The sequence below is a fragment of the Neobacillus thermocopriae genome (assembly GCF_010975035.1).
Classification (GTDB): domain Bacteria; phylum Bacillota; class Bacilli; order Bacillales; family Cytobacillaceae; genus Neobacillus; species Neobacillus thermocopriae.
The window spans coordinates 15600-34730 of the sequence record NZ_JAAIUV010000013.1; the positions used below are offsets into that span (position 1 = coordinate 15600).

Below are 19131 nucleotides of genomic sequence, written 5' to 3' on the forward strand. Positions count from 1 at the left end.
AAAAGGCGTCCAAATGGGGGGCGCCTTTAACAGTTTATTTATCAAACATGGACGAGCTATGCAATGGCTGGATTTTTGCTTTTGGGTCCATAAAGGCTTTTGCATTGTTAACAGCCGTTGGTGCTTCACCGAAGCCGCATGCAATTAATTTTACCTTTCCGTCGTACGTACATATATCTCCAGCTGCGTAAATACCAGGAATATTTGTTTCCATTTTGGAGTTTACTTTAATTGCATTCTTTTCAATCTCAAGCCCCCACTCTTTAATAGGACCGAGGGAAGAAACAAAGCCATAGTTACAAATGACGGCATCAACTTCAAGATTTATTTTTTCTTCACTATTTACTGAACTAAGAATGACCTTTTGGATGCCATTTTCGTCACCAACTAATTCAATAGGAATATATGGGGTTTTTACGTCTACTTTTGACTTAAACAGGTTTTCAACACTATGCTCATGGGCGCGGAATTTATTGCGGCGGTGAACGATTGTTACCTTCTTAGCGATTGGCTCTAGCATTAAAGCCCAATCAACAGCCGAATCTCCCCCTCCGAATACGACAACTTTTTGACCAGCAAATCGATTGAGGTCATCAATAAAATAGTGTAAATTTTTTCCTTCATATTGAGTAGCATTTTCAAGCTCTAATCGGCGGGGCTGGAATGCACCATTTCCAGCAGTAATAATCACTGTTTTGGTAAAATGGCTTTCTTTATTAGTGGTTAATTTAAACGTTCCATTTTCTAGCTTTTCAATTTTTTCAACGGATTGTTCTAAAACAACGGTTGGTTCAAATTTTGCCATTTGCTCTTTTAAATTATTTATAAGTTCCTGTGCACGAATTTTTGGAAAACCGGCTACATCGTAAATAAATTTTTCAGGATAAAGTGCAGATAATTGACCGCCTAACTGCGGTAAACTTTCAATAATTTTGACCGTAGCTTGTCTCATGCCCCCATAGAATGCAGTAAAAAGACCAACGGGACCACCACCAATAATGGTAATGTCATAAATTTTTTGCTCTTCCACTCCGTATCCCCCCAACTTGTAGTAACCATTCCACTCACTATCATAACATAAAAAATATAAATCCTCATATTTTTCTGATAATTCACCATCGTTTGATGTTTCTTTTTTAAAAATATTCAAACTAATATTTTCATTAAATTATATTCTCGAAATGGCTTGAAATTCTAATGGAAGTAGCATATGATGTATTGTGGATATATTGTTAAGATTTTGTGACAATACAGGCACATTTATATGACGCCTCTTCACAAATTGGCAGTTAGTTAGACAATTGTATTGGTTTATTATTTTGATTTAGTACGTGAATTATATCACATACTAATTTTCTGATATTCAAAATAATATAAGACCAAGCTGTGGAAGATAAGGATTAAAGAATTATTAATACATTACAAGGGTGGAAGTGATTGCGTTGAGAAAGCCTAAAATTGTTATTCTTGGTGCCGGTTACGGCGGATTGATGACAACTGTTCGTTTACAAAAACATTTAGGGATTAACGAAGCAGATATTGTCTTAGTCAATAAAAATGATTACCATTATGAAACAACCTGGCTCCATGAGGCATCTGCTGGAACATTACATCATGACAAAGTCCGTTATGACATTCTTGATGTCATCGACCGTAATAAAGTGGAGTTTGTACAAGGTACGGTTCAACAAATTAATAAAGAAGAAAAGAAAGTTATTCTTGAAAACGGCGAAATCGATTATGATTATCTAGTGATTGCTCTTGGCGGAGAGCCTGAAACTTTTGGTATCAAAGGTTTAAAAGAGTATGCTTTCGGAATTACAAATGTAAACTCTTCTCGTCTTCTTCGTGAGCATATTGAATATCAATTTGCTACTTATAATACAGAAGAGGAAAAGAACGATACACGTCTAACGATTGTTGTTGGTGGCGCTGGATTTACTGGTATTGAATTCCTTGGCGAATTAACTAACCGTATCCCTAAATTATGTCATGAATATGATATAGATCCTCATAAAGTGAAAGTTATTTGTGTGGAAGCAGCACCAACTGTTCTTCCGGGATTTGATCCTGAATTAGTTCAATATGCTGTGTCACAATTAGAACGCAAGGGTGTTGAGTTCTTAATTGGAACAGCAATTAAAGAATGTACGCCTGATGGTATTCTAGTTGCTAAAGGCGAAGAAGAACCACGTGAAATTAAAGCTGGAACTGTTGTGTGGGCTGCGGGCGTTCGTGGTAACTCTGTAATTGAGAAATCCGGCTTTGAAGCGATGAGAGGTCGTGTGAAGGTAGCGAAAGATCTTCGTGTTCCTGGTTTTGATGATATATTCATTATTGGTGACTGTTCTCTTGTTATCAATGAAGAGATTAATCGTCCTTACCCACCTACTGCTCAAATTGCTATGCAGCAAGGTGAGTGTGCTGCACGTAACTTAGCAGCATTAGTTCGTGGAAAATCTGACCTTGAAGAATTTAAGTTTGATAATAAAGGAACTGTATGTTCACTTGGTGAACACGATGCAATCGGGGTTGTTTTTGGCAAAAAACTAACTGGAACTAGCGCATCAATCATGAAGAAAGTAGTCGACAATCGTGCACTTTATATGATTGGCGGCGCAGGCCTTGTATTAAAAAAAGGAAAATTTAACGTATTTTAATGTGGACAGGGGAATCCTGTCCCTTTTTTATTGAATGTTTTTCATTCCTTTAAAGAGAATTTGTTTTTTGTCTTAGAAGCCATTTTCAATTTGTGTAAGCCCAGCAGAATTCTTATTGTGCTTGGTTTTTTTAATTTTTTAAATTTTTAGAAAATTTGAGTCACGCTTAGAAAATGAAAGAAAACAAGATATGTATCCGCTTTCTTATGTTGATTTTGAATAAATTTCGCTCTTTTCATTTCTCCTAATCCTTGATATATTATCAGAAAATTAAGTCAATATTAAAAGGAGGAAAATTGGTGATGACGGTAAAGAGTTTAGAGGCGAAAACATGTGAGTATTGTAAAGGAAAAGGATATTTTCAGTTGGTTCTTGGTGGATCAGAAACTTGTTCAAGCTGTGAGGGTACCGGAAAGAAAAAAGAGTAGTTACTTCCAATAAAGACGACTGCTTTGCTATTATCCTAGGCTATTTTAGCCTTTCCTATCATCGATAAGTTGTCCGTTTTTATTGACTCCCTTTTCGACTTTAAGTACACTTAAGGTTGATGCAAAAGGGGGAATTCCAATGCAAATGAGCATTGTTGTACTAATTATTTCAGTGGTATTATTTTTTGTTTTATTTTTCGGAATCGGTTTTATCTTAAATATGCTACTTCGGATGTCATGGATAATGGCAATTATTTATCCAATTGTAGCGATTTTAATTATTGATCAGGTTCGTTTTATTGAGTATTTCACAAATAGTAAAGCAGCTTTTGAAGATCTTGGCTATAGACTAAGCCATTTGGCAACAGCTGATATATTAATATTATTAAGTGGTTTGGCCGGTGCGATTGCATCAGGTTTCACCATTAAGCTATTACGAAAAAATGGTTACCAAATGTTTTAGAGGGTGTCCCAAAAGTATTCCTTTAGGGACACCCTTTGTTTACACTAAACCTCCACTCTAAGAAATGTTGTTTATTGAGATGATGAGAGATATTTTCTACTAGTAAGCTTCCAAATTTGTCCTTCATTATTGGGCACTATTAGCAACCATTACATTATTACTAACCTCTTCTTTTGTAGATATTCCTACCGGTCGTTTGATCCAAAATTATACTTTGAATGGTTTCACGAGTCATTTATAGAACATTTACATCTCCTTACTCCCACACCCTTGTTCCAGAAACACATCGTTTTTCCTTTATTTCGGTTGGAGGCTACCACAAGCTTCGAAAGCATAATCATCGCACGATCGAAAGCGATAGTTTTTTGGAGGAGGCTATACGCTGCTGACCAGGGCGCTTTCGCATTTCTAAATAGGAAAATATCTTTTTACTTCGAGAACTGTCTAGCTCCAGCCTCCTAGCGGCGAGACGCTTTCGCTCTCCGCCCTACGATAAGTCAACATCGATTCGCCTTTCGTCTCATCGTTTTTTTTTTTCCTATATCTCAATTGGAGGTCACCACAAGGAAAGCTCCGACAGCATTAACATCGCACGACCGAAAGCGATAGCTTTTGGGAGGAAGCCATACGCCGCTGACCAGGGCGCTTTCGCATTTCTAAATAGGAAAATATCTTTTTACTTCGAGAACTGTCTAGCTCCAGCGCCCTAGCGGCGAGACGCTTTCGCTCTCCGCCCTACGATAAGTCAACATCGAATCGCCTTCGTCTCATCGTGTTTCCTATATCTCAGTTGGATACCACCACAAGGAAAGCTCCGGGAGCATTAGCATCGCACGACCGAAAGCGATAGCTTTTGGGAGGAAGCCATACGCCGCTGGGCAGGGGGCTTCCGCTTTTCTAAATAGATAAGAAAATATTTTTTTACTTCGAGAACTGTCTAGCTCCAGCGCCCTAGCGGCGAGACGCTTTCGGTCTCCGCCCTACGATAAGTCAACATCGAATCGCCTCCGGCTCTTAGTGTTTCCTATATCTCAGTTGGAGAACCTCCAGGTCATACGCCGCTAAGCAGGGCGCTTTCGCTTTTCTAATTTTTTCACTCTTTTTTTGAATAATTCTTTTCCGCTTGGGAATGAATATTTTGGGAGGAGTGAAAAATTTCATGAATAAAATGAAAAAATGGACCAAGCGTTTAGGAATGACTTGTTTGTTTCTAATGGCATTAACCGTGACATTCCATTCTATTACTGGTTTGCAAGCACATTTGTTTGTTTCGCACCTGATGGATACGATTCCTGTTGGTGAAACGGTTAATGGGGAGGCTCCGACATTAGAGGAGTCGATCGATTGGTCTAAGTACCCAAAATACACAGTTACCGCCACTGGTTATACGGCAGGGGTGGAATCAACTGGGAAAAGTAAAGGGCACCCTGAATATGGAATCACGTATTCTGGCGTGAAAGTAAAACGAGACTTATATTCTACGATTGCTGCAGATTTATCAATTTTTCCAATAGGAACCATTCTCTTTATTCCTGGATATGGTTATGGCGTAGTAGCTGATAAAGGTGGAGCCATTAAAGGGAATCGTCTCGATCTTTATTATGAGACTGTTGAGGATGTTTATCGTCATTGGGGAAAGAAAACAGTTGATGTGTATGTAGTGAAAAAAGGTAATGGAAAACTGACGGAGGAACAGCTTACAGCATTAAATGAAGATAAATCAATGCAAGTTTTTCGCCAACAATATATAAAATCGGAAAAGAAGTAACAGGCTCAATGCCTGTTTTTTATTTTTTTATTCGATATAATTAAATCGTAAATAAATGGGGGTGAAGAGGTTGTTTCATGTAAAAGAGGAATTGGTGTTATCTGATAAACAGGAAGCTTTAGTTGTAGGTTTATTTGATCAGCCGGTGAAATTTTCGGGGGAATTAGCCAATCTTGATAAGGCATTTGATGGACAATTAACGGAGCTCGTTAAATCAGGAGATATTTCTGCAAAATTAAATAAAATTAGTAAAATACATAGTTTGGGTAAAATTGGGATCAAACGAATTTGGTTTGTTGGACTTGGAAAAGAAAAAGAACTAACCTTTGATCATCTTCGAAAAGCTTTTGGAAAAACTTTTAAAACGATTAAAGCAAACAAGTTAGAAGAAGTATCGGTTTACTTAGATTCTTTTTTAACAGAAACAATAAATGGACTAGATGCAGCCCACGCTCTTAGTGAGGCCATTGCTCTTGCGACCTATCAATTCGATCATTATAAGCAAAAGCCAAATGAACCAATGAAAAGACTAGAAAATATTACGGTCTACTCTACCGCTGCGGAGATGAAGGAAATTAACGCCTCCTTAACGGTTGGCTATGCATTTGGACAAGGAACAAATTCAGCAAGAACACTTGTAAACACTCCGGGAAATATGCTGACAGCTTCAGATTTGGCCGCTTATGCTGTCGAACTTGCAGCCAAGTATAATTTTGAAGTAGAGATTCTCGACAAAGCGGACATTGAAAAGCTTGGTATGGGTGCTTTCCTTGCTGTCAATAAAGGATCTTCTGAGCCGCCGAAAATGATTGTTTTAAAATATCAAGGTAAGGAAGAATGGGAAGATGTGATCGGTCTAGTTGGAAAGGGTATCACTTTTGATACAGGTGGTTATTCGATTAAAACGAAAGCTGGCATTGTCGGCATGAAGACAGACATGGGAGGAGCAGCTGCTGTTCTTGGAGCAATGGAGATTATCGGTGAAACGAGACCAGAACAAAATGTGGTCGCCGTTATCCCATCTACAGACAATATGATTAGCGGTAATGCTTTTAAGCCAGATGATGTCATCACTTCTATGAGCGGAAAAACAATCGAAGTATTGAATACGGATGCAGAGGGCCGACTGGTGCTGGCAGATGCGGTTACCTATGCTAAACATCATGGTGCAGACTATTTAATTGATGTTGCTACTTTGACTGGTGGAGTCATTACTGCACTGGGTGTTCATACTACTGGAGCTATGACGAATAATGATTCTCTGTATGAACAGGTTTTAGAAGCGGCAAAAGAAGCAGGCGAGCAAATGTGGCAACTTCCGTTGTTTGAAAGTGAAAAGGAAAGAGTCCGTAATAGTAAAGTGGCGGATCTCAACAATTCTCCTGGCAGCGAAGGTCACGCGATCGTCGCTGGTGCGTTTATTGGTGAATTTGCTGAGGATACTCCTTGGGTGCATCTCGATATTGCTGGAACAGCCACTACTTCCAAAGAGCACGATCTTGGGCCGGCTGGTGCTACCGGCGTCATGACACGCACGCTTGCTCTTTTTGTGGAACGTTTTGAACCTCTTAAAAAATGAAAACAATCAACTAATGTATATTAGGGCTTTTCCTCACCAGATTGGGCCCACGCCAAATGCTAACTTTTCGCATATGAAATAGTGTAGGCAAGTATCTGAGAAAAGGAGGCATGGCCTTAATGTACCCATATTATCGAATTCCGTATCCCGCTTCTGACCATAGATTTTTGGGACCTTGGGGATGGGGGTTACCCTTGGCAATTGGCGGACTAGGTTTCTTGGGAGGTTTACTAGGAGGCGCATTAGTAAATCGCCCATATTTCGTTTATCCCTATGGATATCCTGGTTATCCTGGACCACCATACTATTACTAGTGTTGAAAAAATATCTAAGAGAAAGGGCTCCGTAAATGTTAGACATGAATCATACATTTACGGGGTGTTTTTTTTATGCAAGGGAAATTTAATTTGGTCAAGCTCTAAAGCTCTAAATTAAAAGAATGCTTGGCATGATCGATTTCGATAAAGGGAAGAAGGAACGGCGATAGAATATAGAATAGGGAAGAGGAGTATATTTACTTGGAGGGATTTGAATGATCGAAGGAACATTGCTTAAGTCGTTGGGGATTGAGATAACCTTAGTCGAAAAAGGAAAAGTGTGCGCCACGATGCCAGTTGATGGACGGACTCGTCAGCCATTTGGCATTTTGCATGGAGGGGCTTCCGTTGCATTGGCAGAGACGGTTGCGAGCATTGGAGCTTACGAATTGGTTGATAAGGAAAACGAGATTGTGGCGGGTCTTGAAATTAATGCCAATCATGTAAGGTCAAAATCCGACGGTATTGTAACTGCTGTTGGAACAGTGATTCATCAAGGTAAAACAACACAGGTATGGGATATTAAAATAACTGATGAACAGGACCGACTTATTTGCGTATCCAGATGTACCATAGCCGTATTGAAAAAGAAATAGAAGAAAGGGAGGGACCATTTCCCTCCTTCATTTCTTTTATTTGTTATAAAATTTAAAAAATTCATCCTGATTACATGCTATAATGTAAGAAATAAGCACAATTTTTTGTCCATGTTTCTTTATATACTGTAGTATAAATTACTTGTAAAAAGGTGGTGAACAAATTGACAACCAAGCGCCAATATTTATTTATTGATTTTGAATTTACAATGCCAGAAGAGAATGTCCGGGTAAAGGATTTCTATCCGGAAATTATTGAAGTTGGGATTGTGGCAGTAATGAATGAACAAATTATCAGGCAATTTTCCTCCTTTGTAACTCCGCTTAAATTCCCTATCCTTTCTGAACGTTGTAAGTCATTCTTACATATTACACAGGAGCAAGTTGACAAGGGACTATCTTTTTATGATTTTATTCGAAAACTGGAGGAATTTAATAACGATTCGGTTGAAACAACAATTGTAACTTGGGGGAATATGGATATGAAGGTATTGCGCCAAAATTGTCTGGCAGCCGGAGTACCATTTCCTTTTCAGGCCGAAGAATTGGATCTCTCCATGGAATATAAGCGGTTCTTTGGCAACCAGAATCAAACAGGTCTTTGGAAGGCTGTACAGGAGTATGGCAAGGAAGGGACAGGCAGGCATCACCGTGCACTTGATGATGCACTAACAACCTATAATATTTTCAAATTGGTTGAAAAGGATAAACAATATTTAGAAAAACCGAAACCAACGACAATTGGTGACAGAGTAGATTTCTCCAAGCTATTAAATGATTTTGCATGAATGGCCAAATCGCTCAATGGGATTTGGCCATACTTACTTATTGAAAGTAATCTTTTTCCAGTGATTCCACCATTTTTAAGCTCATTTCAGCCCATTTGGATTCGTTTTCTTTTAATTCCCTTTTCATTTTATCCACAGCTTCCCTCAGTGACGTTTTATACTCAGGAATGTCCCCTTCATACAACTTAACCATTTGTTTAGGGATGTTGGCTTGTTCTCGATAGCTTAGTGCTCGTCTCTCATGAAAAAAGAGGACATTAGCTTCCTTAGGATGATGTAAATCTCCTTGCATTGGATGTTTTAGGACTGCTAACACTCTGACTAAATAATGTTGTGGACGGATATCCGTAATTTCTCCGATATATTTCCCCGTTTTATAGATACCTGTTACTTTAGAGCCAATTTGTAATTCTGCCACTAGAAAACCCCCAATCATTTTCCACGTCATGCTACTTTCATTTTATAATGAAATAGACTAAATGAAAAACTCGGTGCCAAATTTTGAATGAGATTAAAGAGAAAAATTGGAGGGAATATATAATGAGAAAGAGATTGTTTTGGCCATTCATTTTAATGGTTTTGCTGCTTGCTGCATGTGGGACAGGCAATAAGAAAGAAGAAGTCAAAACAAATACTGTTACGCCAAAAACGGAACAGAAGGAAGGTGACCAGTCAGTGGCAAATGCAGTTTATCCTCAGATGACTACAGAAGTTTTAGAGAACGAAAGACTAGTGGAAATAGAAACTACAATGGGGAATATAAAAATAAAACTATTTCCAGAGTACGCTCCAAAAGCTGTGGAAAACTTTATTAAACATAGTGAGGAAGGATATTATGACGGGCTGATTTTTCACAGGGTAATAAAAGATTTTATGATTCAAGGCGGCGATCCTAACGGCAATGGTACAGGTGGTGAAAGCATTTGGGGAAAACCATTCGAGGATGAGTTTTCAAAAAACTTGTTTCATTTACGCGGGGCTTTTTCAATGGCGAATTCTGGTCCGAATACAAACGGCAGTCAATTTTTTATTGTTCAAAGCACTAAGCTTGATCGTTCTTTGAAGAAGAAAATGGAAGACGCTGGATATCCGAAAGAAATCATCGAAGCTTATGAAAAACATGGTGGAACTCCTTGGCTTGATGGGGCCCACACTGTTTTTGGCCATGTGATCGAAGGAATGGATGTCGTTGATCAAATAGCGGAAACGAAGGTTGATGCGAAGGATAAGCCTGAAAAAGATGTATTTATTAAAAAGATTAACGTACTTAAGTAAGAAAAGAACTCAATCCATGGAATGAAACAGATTTTATTGTTATAATGGGAGAATTAGAGCAGGTCTCTTTAGAAAGGGAGAATCAAATGTTTCATCCATTTATCCTATCCTTGTTTTTATATTTTCCGGAGGATAAATCCGAATATTTTCCGGCACTTATCAGTTTTTCTATTTTCTTAATTGCAGCAATCTTTACAATGAGATGGATCATTAGGATATCCAAGCGGGAAGCTCAAAAGGCAAAGGAATTGGAAGAGAAAATCAATCAACAATCTGCCAGGAAGGACAGCTAATGCATGCTGTTCTTTTTTTGCCCATTTTCATTTTAATAGGACATCCATCTAAGCTTATCCCATTCATTGTACATACACTACCATGAGACAATGAAGGAGGGATTCAGCAATGGATAAAAGACAGTTTGGAACATTTCCAGGGCAGTTTGGGCAGCAAATGGGTTACCCGCAAATGACTGGATATCCACAGCATGGCTTTCATATGGGTGGCCACTATCCTAGTTTTGGGGGGCATCACCAACAGTTTCCGCATTTTGGCCAACATCATGGTCACCATTTCGGACATCATCATGGGTACCCTTATTCAATGGGAGGATATCACCATGGATTTCCGTACGGTATGATGCCATCTTATGGCCAACGGAAAGAAGACAAATAAATTTTTAGCCAAGTGTCATTTTATAACCTCATAAATGGTAAAGTTTTTGCCCCATCATTGTGGGGCATTTTTTTATATGAGAAAATGGTTGTACATTCTTGATTTCTTATCCATTTTTTCCGAAAATGAGTGTAATAAATTAACAAGGATTGGGAATTTACATGATGGAAAACAAATTATTTTATTCAGACCCATACATAAGGACCTTTAACGCAAAAGTTTTAAAACAAGAGCAGGATGAGTTGGGCAAGTGGTATGTAGTCTTAAACCAAACCGCTTTTTATCCTACTGGAGGCGGACAGCCATTTGATACAGGAATGATTGATGAACAAAGGGTCATTAATGTAGAAGAAATAGGCGGAGAGATTCGACATTATTTAGATGGACCAATCTCTAATTGTGAAAAAATAGTCCAAGGTCAAATAGATTGGGATCGACGTTTTGATCATATGCAGCAGCATGCCGGACAACATATTCTTTCAGCTGCTTTTGAAAGCTTATTTGCATACAAAACAGTTGGGTTTCACTTAGGTGAAAAAATAGTCACAATTGATCTTGAAACCGAACAATTAACAAAGGAGGAGGCTAAAAAAGCGGAGCAACTGGCAAACCAAATAATTTTGGAAAATAGGCCCATTCAAGTGAAGTGGGTGACCGAACAGGAGTTATTCCAGTACCCACTACGTAAAGCTCCAAAGGTGAAAAAAGACATTCGGCTTGTTATCATTCCGGATTTTGATTACAATGGCTGCGGAGGCACACATCCAAAAACTACCGGTGAAGTAAGAGGAATTAAAATTTTGGGATGGGAACGGCAAAAGAAGAAAATTCGCCTTCAATTTGTTTGCGGTGAACGTGTTCTCCTCCAGTTGGAAAACAAACATAATGTATTATTGTCGTTAACGAAGCTATTAAATGCCCCAGAACTGGAGCTGGAGCAAGCGGCTGTCCGGATCATCGATGCTAGAAAAGAGCAAGAAAAGACGATCGAACTGCTCCAAGATCAGTTATTGCAATACGAGGCAAAGGAATTATTATCAAACGGTCCTCCCAATCATTGGGTTGGCAAAGTTTTTAAAAATCGTACAATACAAGAATTGCAAAAGCTAGCTCGTTTTATTACAGTAGTGAATGAAGCTTCTATGGCTATTCTTGTTTCCGAAAGTGAAAATCGACTACAGTTGGTTTGTGCCCGAGGTGCAGCCAGAACAGAAAATATGAAACACGTCATTGAAGCTGTCCTACCACACATTGGTGGAAAAGGTGGAGGAAATGATTCCTTCGCTCAAGGTGGCGGAGAGGCGAGAATTTCGGGACAAGAGTTGTTAGAAGTTGTGTGGAGGACTATGAAAATAGAAGCAAAGTGATTGTTTGAGTGGGATATTCTCTCAAGCATCAACTTTCAATATATAAGCTTAATAATTAACAGCAAGAAGGGATGGTTCAGTTTGAAAAAACAACAAGTTGGTGTCGTCGGAGTTGGCGTAATGGGGCGGAGTTTAGCTTTGAATTTTGAAAGCAAAGGCTTTTCCGTTTCTATCTATGATCTTTCTGCTGAAAAGGTCAATGAAATTTTAGAGAGCAATAAAGGAAAAAACATTGTCGGAACAACAAATATCGAACAATTTGTTCAATCTTTAGAAATACCAAGGAAAATTTTGTTAATGGTGAATGCTGGGGAAATTACAGATAAAGCAATAGAGTCCTTAATTCCTTATTTAGATAAAGGAGATATCCTCATTGATGGAGGGAATAGTTATTACAAAGATACGATTCGAAGAAATACATACCTTGCAGAGAAAGGTATTCTCTTTATTGGTGCGGGTGTTTCCGGCGGTGAGGAAGGGGCATTAACAGGTCCAGCCATCATGCCAAGTGGTCAAAAAGAAGCCTATGAGCATGTTGGTCCTCTTCTAACGGCCATTTCAGCAAAAGTAAATGGTGAGCCATGTTGTACATATATCGGGCCTAATGGAGCTGGCCACTATGTGAAAATGGTCCATAATGGTATCGAATATGGAGATATGCAACTTATTTGTGAGTCCTATCATTTAATGAAATCTTTGCTTGGATTATCTGCTGAAGAGCTTCATGAAGTATTTAAAGAATGGAACCAAGGGGAACTTGATAGTTATTTAATCGAAATTACAGCTGATATCTTTACAAAAATGGATCCGGAAACAGGACAGCCGTTAGTAGATGTTATTCTTGATAAAGCTGGCCAAAAAGGAACTGGAAAATGGACAAGTCAGAGTGCATTGGATTTAGGTGTTCCTCTATCAATGATTACGGAATCCGTTTTTGCTCGATTCTTGTCTGCAATGAAAGAGGAGCGCGTGAAGGCTAGCAAGATTCTTAAAGGACCAAAAGAAAATAAATTTATTGGCAATAAAAAAGAATTTATTGAGCTAATTCGTAAAACCTTATATTTCAGTAAAATCATTTCTTATGCCCAAGGGTTTTCTCAATTTAAAGTGGCATCAGAAGAATATAATTGGGATCTAAAACCTGGTGAAATTGCAAAGATTTTCCGTGGCGGTTGTATTATTCGTGCAGCCTTCCTGCAAAATATTATGGATGCATATGAACGAAATCCGGAATTAGAGAATTTGTTGCTTGATTCTTATTTCCAAGTGATAACCGCTGATTATCAAGATGCAGCTAGGGAAGTGGTGGCAACTGCTATAAAAGCAGGTATTCCAGTTCCAGGGCTTGCTAGTGCACTTTCTTATTATGATAGCTATCGTACAAGTGTGTTACCTGCTAATCTGCTGCAGGCTCAAAGGGATTACTTCGGTGCCCATACGTATCAACGAATTGATAAGGAAGGAAACTTCCACACAGAATGGCTTGAAAAGTAAAAATAGTGAGGGGCTGACCCAAGAGGTTCTTTAAAAAGGACTTTTTTGGGGCTCAGCCTTTTTTTCATGTACATAAGAAAATTGTTTCATTCAATAGTTTGGTCATGAGCACTTAACGAAAAATAAATATCTTTTTTTATAGCGAGTTTCAAGTTTCCTTTTCCATACAGTTAATCGGATTGGACGTCACGCCCATTTCAGCAGGTCCACTATGTTTACGGAAAGAAAAGATTCTAGAACGGGATCATACATTCAACAAAAAGAGGGACCTTAAAAGGTAATCCTTTTAGCCCCTCCTTTGCTTTAACTAAGAGCTTTTTTTAACCTGTTTAATCCTTCTATTAAATAATCTCTCGGACATGCAATATTCATACGGACAAAGCCATTTCCACCTGGTCCGTATTTTGGTCCTGGTTCGAGGGCCAGCTTTCCTTTTTCAAGAAGCAATTGACGTAGTTCTTCATCACTAAAACCAAGTTCTCGGCAATCGAGCCATAGTAGATAGGTGCCTTCTGGCTCCATACAAGTAATTTTGGGAAGATGTTTTTTAAGAAAGGCGATAGCATAGTTTTTGTTTTCTTCTAGATAATCAATTAAATCTTCTAGCCATGCTTCTCCTTCACGATAAGCGGCCTCCATGCCGACAATTCCAAAGATATTTAAGCCGAAGTGACCTTGTCGTTTTTGTACCTGGTTAAACTGTTTTCTTAATGTTGGATTTTTAATTATGGCCACAGCGGAGTGCAATCCTGCAAGATTAAACGTTTTACTTGGTGCAACAAAGGTGACCGTTTTTTCTGAAATCTCATCTGATATGGATGCCATAGGTGTATGCTTATATGCCTTATAAATTAGATCGGAATGAATCTCATCGGAAAGGATGAGGCAATTGTATTTTAGACATAATTCTCCAATTTTCAATAATTCCTCTTTGGTCCAAACCCTGCCACCGGGATTATGTGGGTTACATAATATAAATACCTTGCAACCTTCTTTTAAGGCAGATTCAAAACCAGCAAAATCCATTTTATATTTATTTCCTTCACGAATTAGTGGAGAATTAACTACTTTACGGTTATTCTTTTCAACCATGTCAAAGAATGGTGTGTAAACAGGCGATTGAATGATGATTGGATCTCCTTCGTTCGTAAAGGCCGTTATTGCGGTGCTGATAGCTTGAACAACTCCCCCACAATAGGAAAGCCATGAAGGGTTTACTTCCCACTGGTGTCTTTTAAATAACCATTCAACTATGGCTTGGGATGTGGTGTTAGGTACAAAGGTATAGCCAAAGATACCATGGTCCAATCGTTTTTTCAGCGCGTCAAGCACGGCTTTTGGTGGCTTAAAATCCATATCAGCCACCCACATGGGCCATAAATCCTCTTCTCCAAAAATTACTTTCGTTAGCTCCCATTTCACAGAGGCTGTCTTTGAACGGTCTATTTTTTCATCAAACACTGACATAATCTTGCCTCCTATATCTTTTATCACTGTCTTATATTTATGATAAAATATTTCTTAAAGAATGGAAAAATTTTAGGGGCGAAAAAATGAGAAAAGAAGTTCAAACGAATCTTAAGTTGGTGGATCTTTTAAATGATTGGAATCCATTTGGATTGGAAAAAGGAGATTACGATACGGAAATTGTGGATGTCATCCAAGCTGTTTATGAGTTGGATGATTCCGTTAAGTTAGCAAAAAGAATACAACAAATTTATGAATTCTCATTCGAGAAGGTAATTCCAATGGAGAAATGTTTAAAAATAGCTGAGGCCTTATTGGTAGTGAAAGAAAACAATTCCTGTACTTTATAAACAAAAAAAGTGAACAATCCGATCGACGGATGTCCACTCAAAAAGGGGGGAATACTAGAAAGCTTATGGTTTAAGGTTAACCAAAATTTCCCTCCTTTATACTTTTTTTACACAAAAATGAAAAAAATATATAAAACAGGTGCTTTTAGCGTTTTATATATTTTGTTTTTTCAAAAGTTCGGAAGTAGGTATATCAAGTACTGTAGATAGCTTTAAAATGGTTTGATTGCTAGGGATTTGTTCCCCTGATTCGTATTTTTCGACTGTATGTGTTCCTACCCTTAATTTTTGGGCAAGCTCCTCTTTTGTCAGATTTCTTCTTTCACGTGCAGCTTTAATTGTATGACCAATGGTATTCATACAGTTCACCCCCGAGTAAGATCGTCTGCTACTTTTATTTTATCATGGGATTCTTTTATTTTTTTCATTAGATTTTGTCCATTTTGTTACGAACTGTTAATGGGTCGTTTGTTTAGTACATTATAAAGAGAAGCGTTTTTTTGATAATTGAAGTTTGGTGTGTTATAATTTTTTAATGCGTATAAAAGGGAACTATAATTAATTTACTTAGGAGTGTTTTCATGTCACAAAAATTTGAAACAGGAAGTGTAATTACTGGTAAGGTGACCGGGATCCAACCATACGGTGCGTTTGTTGCACTGGACGAAAATACACAAGGTCTTGTTCATATTTCAGAAATTACGTACGGCTATGTGAAAGATATTCATGATCATTTAAAAGTTGGTGATGAAATTAAGGTAAAAATTTTATCAGTAGATGAAGAGGCGGGAAAAATAGGACTTTCCATCAAAGCAACCGAAGAGCCTCCTGTACAGCAGGCTGTTCGTTCAAGAAAACCTCGTAAGCGTCAGGCTGCAGCCATTGTTGCTGAGGGAGACGGTTATCAAGGTTTTAATACATTAAAAGAAAAGCTTCAGGAATGGATTGATCAATCCCAGCGTGAAGATTTAATAAAAAAATAATGAAAAAACAGCCTAGGAACTTCCAAAGAAAAAGTACCGGGCTGTTTTTTTATTAGGCTATGTAACAAATTTTTTTGATTGGATCAGTCCCAAATTACTTGAGGACTTAATGTTTTAACAAAGATAGTAAGTATCTGTTAGCCTCTATGTCCACATGAAGGAATTTTCTTGGTTGAAGAAAATATATGGAACAGCTTTTGATTAAAGAAACGGAGTCGTATAGGAAATATAAATAAATAGGGTGTCCAAAAATTTTATTCATTTATTAACATTAAAATTTAACAGAGACTGTTATTATAAATCTTATAGGTTACAGATTCATTCTTTTATCGTTGTGGGCTACAATAAATATGGATGTCCATACAAAAGTTTGAAATGGAGGAATGGAATTATGCGTGGCAATAGAAATACCCAAAGTATTATTGAACAAACAGAGAAATATGGAGCACACAATTATCATCCACTTCCAATTGTCATTTCAAAGGCAGAAGGAGTTTGGGTAGAAGACCCAGAAGGAAACAAATATATGGATATGTTAAGTGCCTATTCTGCTGTCAACCAAGGCCATCGCCATCCAAAAATCATTCAAGCATTGAAGGAACAAGCAGATAAAGTAACACTAACCTCCCGCGCTTTCCACAATGACCAACTTGGACCATGGTATGAAAAGATATGCAAAATGACGAACAAAGAGATGGCTCTACCGATGAATACGGGTGCTGAGGCAGTAGAAACAGCTATCAAGGCGGCCCGCCGCTGGGGTTATGAAGTGAAAGGTATTGCTGAAAACCAGGCTGAAATTATTGGTTGTGTTGGGAATTTCCATGGACGGACAATGGCGGCTGTTTCTTTATCTTCTGAGGATGAGTATAAGCGGGGATTCGGTCCTATGCTTCCTGGGGTTAAATTGGTCCCATATGGTGATTTAAATGCCTTAAAAGAAGCCATTACTCCTAATACCGCTGCATTTTTAATTGAGCCGATCCAAGGGGAGGCTGGTATTATCATCCCGCCAGAAGGCTATTTGAAAGCAGCGTATGAGTTGTGTAAAGAAAATAATGTATTATTTATCGCTGATGAAATCCAAGCTGGGCTTGGACGTACTGGGAAGATGTTTGCTTGTGAATGGGAAGGATTCGAACCAGACATGTATATTTTAGGAAAGGCACTAGGGGGCGGTGTTTTCCCAATTTCTTGTGTGGTCGCAAACAAAGATATATTAGGCGTATTTAATCCTGGGTCCCATGGTTCGACTTTCGGTGGCAATCCGATGGCTTGTGCTGTTTCTATTGCTGCGCTTGATGTTTTAATAGAAGAAAAGCTTGCTGAAAAATCCCAAGAGCTTGGTGAGTATTTTATTAGTAAGTTAAAAGAAATCAAAAATCCTATTATTAAGGAAATTCGTGGCCGAGGCTTGTTTATTGGCATGGAATTAACAGGGGCAGCAAGACCGTATTGTGAGCAGTTAAAAGAAGAGGGACTTTTATGTAAGGAAACACATGATACCGTTATACGTTTTGCTCCACCTCTTGTGATTACAAAAGATGAGCTGGATTGGGCCATTGAAAGAATTCATAAAGTGCTAGGTTAGGTAGTCTAAAAGAGGGTAAAAACAAAGGCGAATTTATCAAATTCGGGGGACCAAAATGGGGAAAATGGATGAAGAAGATATCGAAAAACAAATGGAAAGCCTTCTTACTTCAACACAGAGGATGATTCAAAATGTCCTACATAAGCTTGGGTACTCACAAGAGATGTTCCACTTATTAGCGGAACCTTTAAGAACTCTCGTGGTCCGAATCCCTGTCCATATGGATGATGGTTCGAAAAAGGTATTTACAGGTTATCGTGTGCAGCATATGGACTCGGTTGGACCGACGATGGGGGGGATCCGTTTTCACCCAAAAATAGATGAGGATGATATAAAGGCATTGGCAATTTGGATGAGTATGAAATGTGGAATTGCCGATCTGCCTTTTGGGGGAGGAAAAGGCGGTATCATTTGTAATCCAAGGACTATGTCTATGGGTGAACTGGAACGACTGAGCCGGGGATACGTCCGAGCTATTAGTCAAGTAGTAGGTCCGACAAAGGATATCTTGGCACCTGATATGTATACCAATTCGCAAATAATGGCTTGGATGCTAGATGAATATAACCGTCTAAAGCAAGTCGGATCACCAAGTTTTATTACAGGAAAACCACTCTCACTTGGGGGATCATCATGCCGGGATACTGCCGGAGCAATGGGAGCTGCTATATGTATCGAAGAAGCCGCTAAAAAAGCAGGAATTCCTATTAAAGGATCTCGGGTCATCGTCCAAGGCTTCGGAAATGCCGGGGGTTATTTAGCAAAAATCCTGTCTGATGAAGGGGCAAAAATAGTTGGTATTTCCGATGTCTATGGAGCCCTTTATGACCCAAATGGGCTTCCAATTGACTACCTATTAGAACGTCGTGATAGTTTTGGGACGATTACAACATTATTTGAAGGAGCCATATCCAATGAAGAACTTCTTGAGCAAGATTGTGATATTTTAATTCCTGCGGCCATTTCTAATCAAATCACTGCGGAAAATGCTCCTCATATTAAGGCAAAATTGATAGCAGAAGTTGCTAATGGTCCGACCACACTAGAGGCGACAACGATTCTTGCCGAACGGGGAATCGTTATTGTTCCAGATATATTAACAGGTGCTGGGGGAGTCATTGTTTCCTATTTTGAATGGGTACAGAATAACCAAGGTTTTTATTGGAGTAAGGAAGAAGTCAAAGAGAAACTGCGAGAAAAGATCATCGCTTCTTTTCATGAAATATTTAAAACGGCGGAACAAAGAAAGATGAATATGCGACTTGCTGCTTATATGACGGGAGTGAGAAAAATGGCGGAGGCGGCTCAGTTTAGAGGTTGGATTTAATTTCTA

At 38.5% G+C, this 19131-nt stretch carries 21 protein-coding genes; 17 read left to right on the forward strand and 4 right to left on the reverse strand.

From position 1 onward, the window contains the following. Positions 1-34: 34 nt before the first annotated feature. The gene (locus tag G4Z05_RS09530) at positions 35-1030 is read right to left on the reverse strand and encodes an NAD(P)/FAD-dependent oxidoreductase (RefSeq protein WP_163251743.1); all 996 of its coding nucleotides are present in this window, start codon (positions 1028-1030) and stop codon (positions 35-37) included. A 403-nt stretch (positions 1031-1433) separates the two neighbouring features. On the opposite strand from G4Z05_RS09530, the gene G4Z05_RS09535 reads away from it, so the two are divergent. From G4Z05_RS09535 to kapD, 8 genes are all read left to right on the forward strand, one after another. Further along, positions 1434-2660, forward strand: coding sequence for an NAD(P)/FAD-dependent oxidoreductase (locus G4Z05_RS09535; protein ID WP_200878226.1), 1227 nt, complete (start codon positions 1434-1436; stop codon positions 2658-2660). A gap of 302 nt (positions 2661-2962) precedes the next feature. Further along, positions 2963-3088, forward strand: a complete 126-nt coding sequence (locus G4Z05_RS09540; protein WP_158332802.1) for a YuiA family protein — start codon at positions 2963-2965, stop codon at positions 3086-3088. Positions 3089-3227: 139 nt separating this feature from the next. After that, complete coding sequence (locus G4Z05_RS09545) at positions 3228-3551, forward strand: YuiB family protein (RefSeq protein WP_038537034.1); 324 nt, start codon at positions 3228-3230, stop codon at positions 3549-3551. A gap of 1159 nt (positions 3552-4710) precedes the next feature. Next, complete coding sequence (locus G4Z05_RS09550) at positions 4711-5319, forward strand: 3D domain-containing protein (protein WP_163251744.1); 609 nt, start codon at positions 4711-4713, stop codon at positions 5317-5319. Positions 5320-5389: 70 nt separating this feature from the next. Further along, the gene (locus tag G4Z05_RS09555; protein WP_163251745.1) at positions 5390-6898 is read left to right on the forward strand and encodes a leucyl aminopeptidase; all 1509 of its coding nucleotides are present in this window, start codon (positions 5390-5392) and stop codon (positions 6896-6898) included. A 119-nt stretch (positions 6899-7017) separates the two neighbouring features. Next, positions 7018-7212, forward strand: coding sequence for a hypothetical protein (locus tag G4Z05_RS09560; RefSeq protein WP_038537027.1), 195 nt, complete (start codon positions 7018-7020; stop codon positions 7210-7212). A gap of 218 nt (positions 7213-7430) precedes the next feature. After that, positions 7431-7811 (forward strand): hotdog fold thioesterase, encoded by a 381-nt coding sequence (locus tag G4Z05_RS09565; protein WP_038537025.1) that lies wholly within the window; start codon positions 7431-7433, stop codon positions 7809-7811. 164 nt (positions 7812-7975) lie between these two features. Next, entirely contained in the window at positions 7976-8599 is a 624-nt protein-coding gene (gene kapD, locus G4Z05_RS09570; protein WP_163251746.1) for a 3'-5' exonuclease KapD, read from the forward strand. 37 nt (positions 8600-8636) lie between these two features. Here the strand turns inward: kapD and kapB are convergent, their stop codons facing one another. Continuing rightward, positions 8637-9017, reverse strand: a complete 381-nt coding sequence (gene kapB / locus G4Z05_RS09575; protein WP_163251747.1) for a kinase-associated lipoprotein KapB — start codon at positions 9015-9017, stop codon at positions 8637-8639. Between the two features lie 122 nt (positions 9018-9139). On the opposite strand from kapB, the gene G4Z05_RS09580 reads away from it, so the two are divergent. The 5 genes from G4Z05_RS09580 to gndA all read left to right on the forward strand — a co-directional run bounded on the left by G4Z05_RS09580 (position 9140) and on the right by gndA (position 13407). Beyond that, entirely contained in the window at positions 9140-9874 is a 735-nt protein-coding gene (locus G4Z05_RS09580) for a peptidylprolyl isomerase (RefSeq protein WP_163251748.1), read from the forward strand. A gap of 86 nt (positions 9875-9960) precedes the next feature. Beyond that, the gene (locus tag G4Z05_RS09585) at positions 9961-10167 is read left to right on the forward strand and encodes a hypothetical protein (protein ID WP_038537016.1); all 207 of its coding nucleotides are present in this window, start codon (positions 9961-9963) and stop codon (positions 10165-10167) included. A gap of 109 nt (positions 10168-10276) precedes the next feature. After that, complete coding sequence (locus G4Z05_RS09590; RefSeq protein ID WP_240465358.1) at positions 10277-10546, forward strand: hypothetical protein; 270 nt, start codon at positions 10277-10279, stop codon at positions 10544-10546. Between the two features lie 164 nt (positions 10547-10710). Continuing rightward, positions 10711-11913 carry an alanyl-tRNA editing protein gene (locus G4Z05_RS09595; RefSeq protein ID WP_412758529.1) on the forward strand — a complete coding sequence of 401 codons (1203 nt, stop codon included), beginning with the start codon at positions 10711-10713 and terminating at the stop codon, positions 11911-11913. An 81-nt stretch (positions 11914-11994) separates the two neighbouring features. Beyond that, positions 11995-13407, forward strand: a complete 1413-nt coding sequence (gndA, locus tag G4Z05_RS09600) for an NADP-dependent phosphogluconate dehydrogenase (RefSeq protein WP_163251750.1) — start codon at positions 11995-11997, stop codon at positions 13405-13407. Between the two features lie 303 nt (positions 13408-13710). Here the strand turns inward: gndA and G4Z05_RS09605 are convergent, their stop codons facing one another. Next, entirely contained in the window at positions 13711-14874 is a 1164-nt protein-coding gene (locus G4Z05_RS09605; protein ID WP_163251751.1) for a MalY/PatB family protein, read from the reverse strand. Between the two features lie 86 nt (positions 14875-14960). On the opposite strand from G4Z05_RS09605, the gene G4Z05_RS09610 reads away from it, so the two are divergent. Next, positions 14961-15224, forward strand: a complete 264-nt coding sequence (locus tag G4Z05_RS09610; RefSeq protein ID WP_163251752.1) for a DUF1871 family protein — start codon at positions 14961-14963, stop codon at positions 15222-15224. 153 nt (positions 15225-15377) lie between these two features. Here G4Z05_RS09610 and G4Z05_RS09615 read toward each other — a convergent pair whose 3' ends face one another. Next, the gene (locus tag G4Z05_RS09615) at positions 15378-15584 is read right to left on the reverse strand and encodes a helix-turn-helix domain-containing protein (protein WP_163251753.1); all 207 of its coding nucleotides are present in this window, start codon (positions 15582-15584) and stop codon (positions 15378-15380) included. A gap of 221 nt (positions 15585-15805) precedes the next feature. Between G4Z05_RS09615 and yugI the strand changes: the two genes are divergently transcribed. The 3 genes from yugI to G4Z05_RS09630 all read left to right on the forward strand — a co-directional run bounded on the left by yugI (position 15806) and on the right by G4Z05_RS09630 (position 19125). Continuing rightward, positions 15806-16207, forward strand: a complete 402-nt coding sequence (yugI, locus tag G4Z05_RS09620; RefSeq protein WP_163251754.1) for a S1 domain-containing post-transcriptional regulator GSP13 — start codon at positions 15806-15808, stop codon at positions 16205-16207. Between the two features lie 391 nt (positions 16208-16598). After that, the gene (locus G4Z05_RS09625) at positions 16599-17798 is read left to right on the forward strand and encodes an ornithine--oxo-acid transaminase (RefSeq protein WP_163251755.1); all 1200 of its coding nucleotides are present in this window, start codon (positions 16599-16601) and stop codon (positions 17796-17798) included. Between the two features lie 55 nt (positions 17799-17853). Further along, positions 17854-19125 (forward strand): Glu/Leu/Phe/Val family dehydrogenase, encoded by a 1272-nt coding sequence (locus G4Z05_RS09630; protein ID WP_163251756.1) that lies wholly within the window; start codon positions 17854-17856, stop codon positions 19123-19125. Positions 19126-19131 lie beyond the last annotated feature (6 nt).